At 45.0% G+C, this 7,115-nt stretch carries 4 protein-coding genes and 3 pseudogenes; 3 read left to right on the top strand and 4 right to left on the bottom strand.

Annotated features, from left to right (window positions below; genetic code table 11):
• Positions 1-300 (top strand): transposase (locus tag L1D55_RS20790; protein ID WP_345772794.1); only part of this gene is annotated, 300 nt, incomplete at its 5' end.
• Here L1D55_RS20790 and L1D55_RS20785 read toward each other — a convergent pair.
• A pseudogene (locus L1D55_RS20785) lies at positions 269-583 on the bottom strand (transposase); the annotation flags it as partial. The gene L1D55_RS20790 and the pseudogene L1D55_RS20785 sit on opposite strands and share 32 nt — an antisense overlap.
• 5 nt (positions 584-588) lie before the next feature.
• Between L1D55_RS20785 and L1D55_RS20780 the strand changes: the two are divergent.
• Together L1D55_RS20780 and L1D55_RS20775 are read left to right on the top strand one after the other, a co-directional pair.
• A pseudogene (locus tag L1D55_RS20780) lies at positions 589-777 on the top strand (IS5/IS1182 family transposase); the annotation flags it as partial.
• Positions 778-854: 77 nt separating this feature from the next.
• Positions 855-1,484 (top strand): annotated as a pseudogene (locus L1D55_RS20775) (RNA-directed DNA polymerase); the annotation flags it as partial.
• A gap of 593 nt (positions 1,485-2,077) precedes the next feature.
• On the opposite strand, the gene pheT reads toward L1D55_RS20775, so the two are convergent.
• From pheT to L1D55_RS20760, 3 genes are all read right to left on the bottom strand, one after another.
• Positions 2,078-4,465, bottom strand: a complete 2,388-nt coding sequence (pheT, locus tag L1D55_RS20770; RefSeq protein ID WP_239918682.1) for a phenylalanine--tRNA ligase subunit beta — start codon at positions 4,463-4,465, stop codon at positions 2,078-2,080.
• Positions 4,466-4,483: 18 nt separating this feature from the next.
• Positions 4,484-5,467: a phenylalanine--tRNA ligase subunit alpha gene (gene pheS / locus L1D55_RS20765; protein WP_004741591.1), complete on the bottom strand. Its 984-nt coding sequence runs from the start codon at positions 5,465-5,467 to the stop codon at positions 4,484-4,486.
• Positions 5,468-5,897: 430 nt separating this feature from the next.
• Positions 5,898-7,106, bottom strand: coding sequence for a hypothetical protein (locus L1D55_RS20760; RefSeq protein ID WP_239918681.1), 1,209 nt, complete (start codon positions 7,104-7,106; stop codon positions 5,898-5,900).
• Positions 7,107-7,115: the final 9 nt, after the last annotated feature.

The raw sequence follows: 7,115 nt of genomic DNA, 5'->3' as shown, positions 1-7,115 counted from the left end.
AAAAAGTGCCATGAAGTATTGCAAAACAAGGGTTGCAAACCTCTCATACCTCCCAGAATAAATGCTGGTTATTGGGAAGAGGGACACCCTCGAAATGAAGTGGTCGATGCACTTAAAAACGATTCGCTAACTCAATGGAAAACTGACTCTGGCTACCACGACCGTTCAATCTCTGAGACGGCAATGTCCCGATATAAAGGACTGACTAGCGGCACATTGAGCTTGAGATGTTATAACGCTCAAGTTGGTGAGGCGCTGACGGATCCCCTCATAATTGCCCTAGTCCTGCGTTGTGTGTGAGCCTTTGATATTCGAACATTCCCCATTGATATTRGGATTCGTTAATTTGATATCGTCGATGATTTCGTACCTCTCTTCCTAGACGAGGTATGGATAGAACTCGGCGGTGTTTAATGCTATTGGCTTGGAAGTCAAAATGCCACTTGGCTTGTACTGCAATGAGGCCATTCCACCACATCAAGATTTCAGCGAGCAACGCAATAAGAAGTAGGATATCCAATCGCTTAGTACAACGAGTTCTGTTGTGACGAAGTGCGATCCCATAGGCGGTACTCTTTAGATCNTTCGCTAACTCAATGGAAAACTGACTCTGGCTACCACGACCGTTCAATCTCTGAGACGGCAATGTCCCGATATAAAGGACTGACTAGCGGCACATTGAGCTTGAGATGTTATAACGCTCAAGTTGGTGAGGCGTTAGCAAACGTCAAAGCAATGAACAAAGTTCTAGGACTAGGTATGCCTATTAGAAACTAACAGGTAAGTTCCGTAGGATAGATACGTCCTTTAGCTGATTTGATCAACAACGCCGTCAAAGTGTAACTTTCGAATTACCCCAGAATGTAGTAAAGAAAATTAAATCGGGCCTAGAAACAGAGATATACGATGGGTATGTAAAGCTTGATGTGTCGAACTTTTACCCATGTGTAGAACACGATCTACTTGAAAAACAGCTAAACAAAAGGTTGCGAGCACACCCTGACATTAAGAATGTCATATTCTCAGCAATCAAAGCTCCAACGGTAACGTCATCGAAAAATGATGATAAACCATCCGAAATAGGTGTACCTCAAGGGTTAGCTATTTCGAATATCCTAGCTGCGATTTATCTACAAGACTTAGATAAACTCCTTCACAACATGCCTAACACACTAAGCTTTAGATATGTCGATGATATTTTAATCTTGTGTAACTATGAAGATGCAGAAAAAATCGCTGAGCTTGTTATTGCTAAATACGCAGAAAATAATTTAGAGATTCACTGTCCAATAGAGATGCCCCACAAATCAAAAATTGCTGAAATAGCTGATGGTTTTGATTATTTAGGTTACCAGTTTGATAGCTGTAATGTTTCAGTAAAAGACGGCAACATCGAAAGGCTTAAAGAGTCTTTAGTTGGGTTATTTACAAGCTTTAAATATTCTGAAAAAACAAAGCAAAGAGTTTTTAACATGGCGTATTAACCTAAGAATTACGGGCTGTGTTTTCGAAGATAAATGTAAGGGATGGCTGTTTTTCTATTCAGAAATAAATGACGAGCAAGTGCTACATAAACTAGACCATTATGTAAAAGATTTGATGTAGATATGAAACCTAAAAAATTTGTTAGAGCCTTTCATGAGATATCTCACAGAAAGAGGCAGACTAAATACGTCCCAAATTTTGACATTTTCACTATAGAAGATAAGGGTAAGGTGTTAGCGAAATACTTCGGGTACAACCTCAAAGGGATGAGACAAGACCAAATAGACTTTGCTTTTCACAAAAAGGTAAGCAGACAAATTAAGGATATAGAGTCTGATATCAAAGATTTTTCAGCAAGTGGCTAAGTTGTAGAAAGCTAGAAACGTCGTTTTTTGAATCTGCTCTATCCCGTTAATACTGAACACCAAGTTAGTCGACTTGCCATACCTATATTTATTCATGAATCGCTGTTGTTAGAGTTTTTGAAACTCATTGATATCCAATAACGAGTTAGCATCCATTTCCTTACCCAACCGAAACAAAAAAGGCCTCGCAATGCGAGGCCTTTGATTTTTCTATCTATCAGAAGAGATTAGTCGCGAAGTGCTGCGCCGAATTTCTCTGAGATTGAAGCTACGATAGCATCTACTGAACCAGCGATGTCTGCGTCTTCTAGTGTGCGCTCTACAGACTGTAGAGTCAGTGCGATAGCTAGGCTCTTCTTGCCTTCTTCTACGCCCTTACCTACGTAAACGTCGAACAGTTTAGCGTCTGTTAGGAATTCGCCACCAGCTGCGATACACGCTTCTACGATGTCGCCAGAAGCTACTGCTTCATCAACAACAACCGCGATATCACGACGGTTTGCAGGGAACTTAGATACGGCTACTGCTTCTGGAAGCACGCGAGTATTGATAGCTGCCCATTCGATTTCGAATACGATAGTACGGCCATTAAGACCAAACTTACGCTCTAGTTCTGGGTGAACAGTACCAATGATACCCACTTCTTTGCCGTCTACTACGATAGCCGCAGTTTGACCTGGGTGAAGTGCTGGGTGCTTAGCTGCTTTGAAGCTGTATGCTTTTTCGTTCGCTGTTAGCTCTAGAACGGCTTCTAGGTCGCCTTTCAGGTCAAAGAAGTCAACAGTGTTAGTTGCAACGTCCCAATGCTCTTCGCCACGAGTACCAGAGATAACGCCCGCAAGCATCATTTCTTGGCGCATACCGTTTTCAGCTGTTTCTTCAGGGATGAAACGTAGGCCTGATTCGAATAGACGAACGCGAGACTGTTGACGCTTCTGGTTGTGAACAACTGTGTTTAGAAGACCTTGGATTAGACCAAGACGCATTGCTGACATATCCGCAGAGATTGGGAATGGCAGGATTAGCGGCTCAACACCAGGTACAACAAGTTTTTGCTGCTCTGGTTCTACGAAGCTGTAAGTGATTGCTTCGTGGTAGCCACGGTCTACAAGAAGATCACGAACGCGCTTAAGCGGTTGGTCAGCTTCTTTGTGGTCATTCATTTTAAGTGCCGCTTTAGGCGCTTGGTTTGGAATGTTATCGTAACCGTAGATACGACCTACTTCTTCAATTAGGTCTTGCTCGATTGCGATATCGAAACGCCAAGATGGAGACGTTGCCGTCCAACCTGCGTCCGTAGTTTCCACTTCACAACCTAGACGAGTTAGGATTTCTACCACGTCTTCAGATGGGATTTCGTGACCTAGTAGGCTGTCTAGCTTAACGCGACGTAGAGATACTACGTTTGCTTTTGGGAGGTCAGCTTCAGATTCGCTGCCGTTTACTGGCGCAACTTCACCACCACAGATATCAACTAGAAGCTGTGTTGCACGCTCCATTGCAGCTGCTTGAAGTGTTGAATCAACACCACGCTCGAAACGTAGAGAAGAATCAGTGTGAAGGCCGTAAGCACGTGCGCGACCACGGATATGATCCGGTGCGAAGAATGCTGCTTCTAGAAGTACGTCTGTAGTTTCAGTTGTTACACCAGACTCTTCACCACCAAAGATACCAGCGATTGCTAGTGCTTTGTTGTGGTCAGCGATAACAAGCGTGTTGCTGTTTAGTTCAGCTTCGTTGCCATCTAGAAGTGTTAGTTTTTCGCCCTGCTCTGCTAGACGAACCACGATGCCACCTTCGATCTTAGCTAGATCGAATGCGTGCATTGGTTGGCCTTGCTCTAGCATCACGTAGTTAGTGATGTCTACAACTGGGTCGATTGAACGGATACCACAACGACGCAGTTTTTCTTGCATCCAGATTGGTGTTTCCGCTTTCACGTTTACGTTCTTAACCACACGGCCAAGGTAACGTGGACAAGCATCAGTTGCTTTGATTTCAACAGATACTGTGTCTTCAATGCTTGTTGCAACAGCTTCTACTGCTGGCTCTGTAACGTCTGCGCGGTTTAGTACGCCAACTTCACGAGCAAGGCCACGGATGCTGAAGCAGTCTGCGCGGTTTGCTGTTAGGTCTACGTCGATAGTTACGTCGTTAAGCTCAAGAAGCTCACGTACGTCTATACCTAGCGTTGTGCCTTCTGGCAGCTCAAGGATGCCGTCAGACTCTACGTCGATACCTAGCTCAGAGAAAGAACAAAGCATGCCGTGCGATGGAACGCCACGTAGTTTTGCTTTCTTGATTTTGAAGTTACCAGGCAGTACTGCGCCAACTGTTGCTACTGCTACAGTTAGGCCAAGACGACAGTTAGATGCACCACATACGATGTCTAACAGCTCTTCTTCGCCGATATCAATTTTAGTTACTTGTAGTTTGTCTGCGTCTGGGTGCTGACCGCACTCAACCACTTTACCTACTTTAACGCCGGTGAATTCACCAGCAACAGGTTCTACATCGTCAACTTCCAAACCAGCCATAGTGATTTGGTGAGCTAGCTCTTCGCTGTTAATTGCAGGTTTAACCCACTCGCGTAGCCAAGATTCACTGAATTTCATAGTTTCGACTGCCCCGGATTACTTGAATTGTTTAAGGAAACGAAGGTCGTTCTCGAAGAACGCACGAAGGTCATTTACGCCGTAACGAAGCATCGTTAGACGCTCTACACCCATACCGAATGCAAAACCAGAGTATTTCTCAGGGTCGATGCCAACAGAGCGAAGTACGTTAGGGTGAACCATGCCACAGCCTAGAACTTCTAACCATTTGCCATCTTTACGTTTCACGTCAACTTCAGCTGAAGGCTCTGTGAACGGGAAGAATGAAGGACGGAAACGCACTTCAACTTCTTCTTCAAAGAAGTTACAAAGGAAATCGTTAAGAATGCCTTTAAGTTGTGCGAAGTTTACGTTCTCATCAACTAACATACCTTCCACTTGGTGGAACATTGGCGTGTGAGTTTGATCGTAGTCGTTACGGTAAACACGACCCGGAGCAATGAAGCGGAATGGTGGTTTGCCGTTTTCCATCGTACGGATTTGAACACCAGAAGTGTGCGTACGTAGCATTAGATCAGGGTTGAAGAAGAAAGTATCGTGATCAGTACGAGCTGGGTGATCGTCTGCGATGTTTAGCGCATCAAAGTTGTGGAATGCATCTTCGATCTCAGGGCCAGACTCAGTGTTAAAACCAAGCTCACCAAAGAACTGTTCGATACGCTCAACTGTGCGAGTAACTGGGTGAAGACCACCGTTCTCAATGCGGCGACCTGGTAGGCTCACATCGATAGTTTCTTCAGCTAGTTTCGCTTCAAGCTCTGCACGTTGTAGTGCGTCTTTGCGAGCTGCGATCGCTTGTTGAACAGCACCTTTCGCTTTGTTGATCTCTTGACCAGCAGTACGACGCTCTTCAGGTGGAAGTTTACCTAGGCTTTGTAGTTGAAGAGTTAGTTCACCCTTCTTACCTAAATACTGAACTCGCACTTCATCAAGTGCGACTAACGAATCTGCTGTATCAATAGCAGTCGTTGCATTAGCAATGATCTCTTCTAGATGTTGCATCATTTCCTCATCTACCAGTTGGTAGTGTCCGTATCGGATGATTAGTTTTTTAGATAGCTACACATAGTAATCAAACACGCAACCAATGCCAAATTGAATCGCTAAAAGAACAAGTTATTGCCTAAAAACACGGCAAATTTAACGTTACAAAACAGAATTTCATTGAAATCGGTGAAATCAGAGAGAAACCGATACAAAAACGTCACCAAGTGAGACAGTTTGATTACATTCACCGGACCTCGGTTGAGGCGGTGTCATTCACAGGATTTGGATAGGAAGGCTGGAACTGAGATCAGAATGTACAACTGAGATAAGAAGGTAGAACCGAGATTAGAAACCAAGGAGCGAGGTTTAAGACCATCGCTCCTTGGTTTATTCATAGAGAAGCTGAATTTGAACGTCAAGAATTGAAGCTAAAACATCCGAGCCTTTAGAAGTAATACTCCAGCGCAACTTCGACAAAATCGTCTTTGCGAGCGAAAAACAGCAAGTCCTCTGGGGTTTCGTTCTCAAACAACCACGCATTCAATCGCCACTTAAGGTTGTTGTTAATACGGCTTGAGGCTTCTAGCTTGGCACTATAGACATCACTGTTATCTAAGTCTTGAGTGATGCCAGTCAGCACTTCGGTGCCGTCTTCATCATTCAAGGCAAAACGCGCGCCAAGGAATACATCGTTTTGGCCGATGGTTTGCGCATTGTTGCCTCGGCTGTCATACAGATATTCAGCGATGAAGCCGATGTCCCAGTATGATTCAAGCGCCCCAACCCAAGTGTATTCAAAGCCCGTTGCTACGCCTGTATGGTTATCGTAACTGTCGCGATAAATGCTTTCCAGTTTCCATAACCAGTCGCCAATAATACCTTGCACATCAAGTCCGAAGTGCTGCATTTGTGCGTAGTATGGCTTGAGCTGATTGCCTTGCACACGGTAGTAAGGGTCGCGGTTTGTGCCGCCTAAATAGCTCAACCCGACATCCCAATCGCCGTACATTTGGCTATAGCGTAGTGCCACATCAACATGCTTTTCTTCTCGCGAGGATTCATAAAGCGCATCGTCCGAAACGGGCACAGTTGGCCTTAATCGTCCGTCTTCGCCTGCAAAGGTACGCTCACGAAAATACGGCAGTAACATGGCGTCGACGGTGCCCCACTCTTTTATCGAGGTGAAGTGCACCATTGGCTGACCTAGCTTGGATTCACCATCGACCGATTCAATAGCGTCGGTTTGGTTTACCACATCCACTAAATGCGCAGATTCAGTCACGCCCCAAAACACTTTGCCTACACCTGCTCGCAGTTCGTAGTCGTCCCAATAGGTTAAATACAAGGCTTCGCGAATATCACCATGAGTTCGTTCATCGTCTTCGCTGTCTAGGCGATAAAACGGGGTGAAGGTAAAGCTGCCATTACCCTCTTCTTGCTCCCAGTAAAACTCTGGCTGCAACACCAGTGAGCTTTGCCCTTTATCTTGCCCTTGCAAGCCGTCGCTAAAGAACTGCCTATGTTCAATATTCACCTGCCCTGCGATTTCAGGACTAAAGCCTGCCGCCACACAAGGCAACGACACCTGCATAAGCCCGACTGTCGCTGCCAAGGTTAAGGATAACTGGGTTCCTGTTGCCACAATCCTTTTCATATTCCTGCC

Source organism: Vibrio sp. Isolate22, assembly GCF_022398115.1.
Classification (GTDB): Bacteria; Pseudomonadota; Gammaproteobacteria; order Enterobacterales; family Vibrionaceae; genus Vibrio.
This window is presented reverse-complemented; position numbering and strand designations above follow the sequence as displayed.

Bases quoted from the DNA above. Each gene is read 5' to 3' on its own strand.
- pheT (WP_239918682.1), bottom strand. From the start codon at position 4,465: ATGAAATTCAGTGAATCTTGGCTACGCGAGTGGGTTAAACCTGCAATT.
- pheS (WP_004741591.1), bottom strand. From the start codon at position 5,467: ATGCAACATCTAGAAGAGATCATTGCTAATGCAACGACTGCTATTGAT.
- L1D55_RS20760 (WP_239918681.1), bottom strand. From the start codon at position 7,106: ATGAAAAGGATTGTGGCAACAGGAACCCAGTTATCCTTAACCTTGGCA.